At 26.3% G+C, this 2,336-nt stretch carries 2 protein-coding genes; both read left to right on the top strand.

Annotation, left to right across the window (positions count from 1 at the left end; all coding sequences use genetic code 11):
- Positions 1 to 178: 178 nt before the first annotated feature.
- A complete protein-coding gene (locus Q8S45_RS07265; RefSeq protein ID WP_305602977.1) occupies positions 179 to 1,108 on the top strand; it encodes a DUF2971 domain-containing protein in 930 nt (309 codons plus the stop codon).
- A gap of 169 nt (positions 1,109 to 1,277) precedes the next feature.
- Positions 1,278 to 1,847 (top strand): DUF4468 domain-containing protein, encoded by a 570-nt coding sequence (locus Q8S45_RS07260; protein ID WP_305602973.1) that lies wholly within the window; start codon positions 1,278 to 1,280, stop codon positions 1,845 to 1,847.
- Positions 1,848 to 2,336: the final 489 nt, after the last annotated feature.

Here is a 2,336-nt window from a genome sequence, read left to right as displayed (position 1 = left end):
AATAAAGCACAAAATGCCAACAATGCATATAAAAAATTGCTTAATCAACTAAATAGAATGATTCTAAAATTTAATTATATTACATTTAAACATCGGAAAATTGCGTTTTCATAATCGCAACTTTTCATATTCTAACCCGTTGGCTAAAATAGCGGATGAAAAAAATAATTGAAAAACTATGAAAAATTTAAACACTTTTTTAAAGGATATCTACTGCGAGGATATTATTTTTCATTATACTAAAACAGCAACAGCTATCGATTATATTCTTTTTAATAATCGACTAAAATTAACTCATATAAAAGCTTCCACGGACCCAATAGAAAAATTTCCTAGATATGGTATTTATAGCTCTTGGTATGGCGACAAAACAAATAGTGACGAAATGCATAAACAGCATTCAGAACAAATAAATAAGATGTTAGAAAATGTCGAAACTCGCATAAAAGATTATGTTCAAGTTTGCTTTTGCAAGAATAAATTACAAACTGCTAATTTTTGGAATTTTTCAATTCAATACGAAGATTTTGGTTTTGCGAAGCCAAGAATGTGGGAGCAATATGGAGACAACTATACTGGTGTTTGTATAGCATTTTCTAAAAAGAAAATCATAGAAAAAAACAATAATTTAGAATTGATAAAAAAAGGCAATTCAGATGTTGAGTATCTTACCTATTATGAATTATCATTAAAAACGAATGATGTTTCTGTCAATAGTTTTAATGAAATAGGAAGCGAGGACTATGAAAAGAAAATGATTGATAGAATTGAAAATGAGCTGTTTTGGAAACATAAAGATTACATTGATGAAAATGAATACAAAATATGTACTTTGTTTAAAAAAGAACAAAGTTGTTTGAATATGTATAAAAACCAATTAGACCACTATATGGGACTTAATATCGAGAACAGTATTAAAGCAATCTTTGTATCAAGCTATGCGAATGAAAATCAAAAAAAAACACTTGATAAATATTCCAAAGAATTTGATATTCCTTTAATTGAAATTAAATGGAAAAATAATGGAATTGAAACTTATTATTATGATAGATTTCAGGAGTTAATTGAAAGTATTGAAAAAAAAGTGATAAAAAAAAGTACAAACTGACAAACATTCAATAACAATATTACTATAGCGAAAAATATCTGATTATTAAATCGTACAAATCATATACAAACCCATTGCAAAATATAGTTGAAATTATTAAAATAGAAAAATTCATTAAAAATCTAGTGATAGTAAACCGACAAATTTCAAATTTAAAACAATAAAAATTATGAAAAAGACAATTACAATTATTTCATTTGTATTATTAACAATTAACATCATTGCTCAAGAGAAATTTACTTACTCTGAAAAAGGCTTAACAGATTATGTTGTTATAGAAATAGACAGTTTAAATCAAAATGAGTTATACAACAAAACTATTGATTGGATAAAAGAAAGTTATGTAAACCCTGACGAAGTTATAAAAGCAAAATTTGAAAATGAAAAACTACGCTTTAATGGTTTTAAAGAAAATGCTTTTAAATATAAAGTGTTGGGTATGTCAAATGTTATGGATGGTCGTTATAGTATTGAAATATCCTTTAAAGATGGAAAGTTAAAATTTGACCCAATTAGTTTAGAAGAACACTCATTGTCAAAAAAATATTCAGCAGATGGATGGGCGCCAATATCTTTAGAAACTAATACATGGTTATATAAGTCTAATGGAACATTAATAAAAGCAGTAGATTCATATCCTGAAGATATAATAGGGATTTTCAATAACTTAATTTTAAGTTTGAATGATTATTTACTCAAAGAATCTGGAGCAAAAAAAGACAGTAAAAAAGACTGGTAAGTAAATTAAATGTCACTTGAGCTCTAATTATTTTAGTATTTTAGCGTAAATTCTATGAAAAAAAATGGTTCGATTAAATTTAAATGTTGGAATTGAAAAACGAAACGGAAAAACTTAAAACGAAAAATTAGAACAAACCGAGAAAGATTTTCGATTTTTTAAATCATTTCGGAATTGAGCAACAAAGCGAAAATTCTTAAAAATAAAAATTGTAACAAATAGAGAAATAAAACAGATTAAGTTTAGAACTGAAAAACAAAATATGAACAAGGAACTACTTTAGCCAACACCTCATAAAATTTATGCTCAAATTGGAACTAGTACAAACCGACAAACATTCAATAAAAATATTGCTACGGCGGAAAAATCTCCGATTTTTACGTCGCACAAATCTTATAAAAACTCGTTGCAAGTAATGGCGGAAAAACAGCCAGAACCTGACTTCAACTAACATATGATATTAATAAAATACTGACTATTAGATGATAA

Origin of the sequence: Lutibacter sp. (assembly GCF_030692605.1) — a bacterium.
In the GTDB taxonomy this organism is placed as follows: domain Bacteria; phylum Bacteroidota; class Bacteroidia; order Flavobacteriales; family Flavobacteriaceae; genus Lutibacter.
Note: the sequence above shows the minus strand (reverse complement) of the source record. Positions and strands in the feature narration are given on the sequence as shown.

What these genes read in the sequence shown, in the direction of transcription:
- Q8S45_RS07265 (WP_305602977.1), top strand. Translation starts at nt 179, where the DNA reads ATGAAAAATTTAAACACTTTTTTAAAGGATATCTACTGCGAGGATATT.
- Q8S45_RS07260 (WP_305602973.1), top strand. Translation starts at nt 1,278, where the DNA reads ATGAAAAAGACAATTACAATTATTTCATTTGTATTATTAACAATTAAC.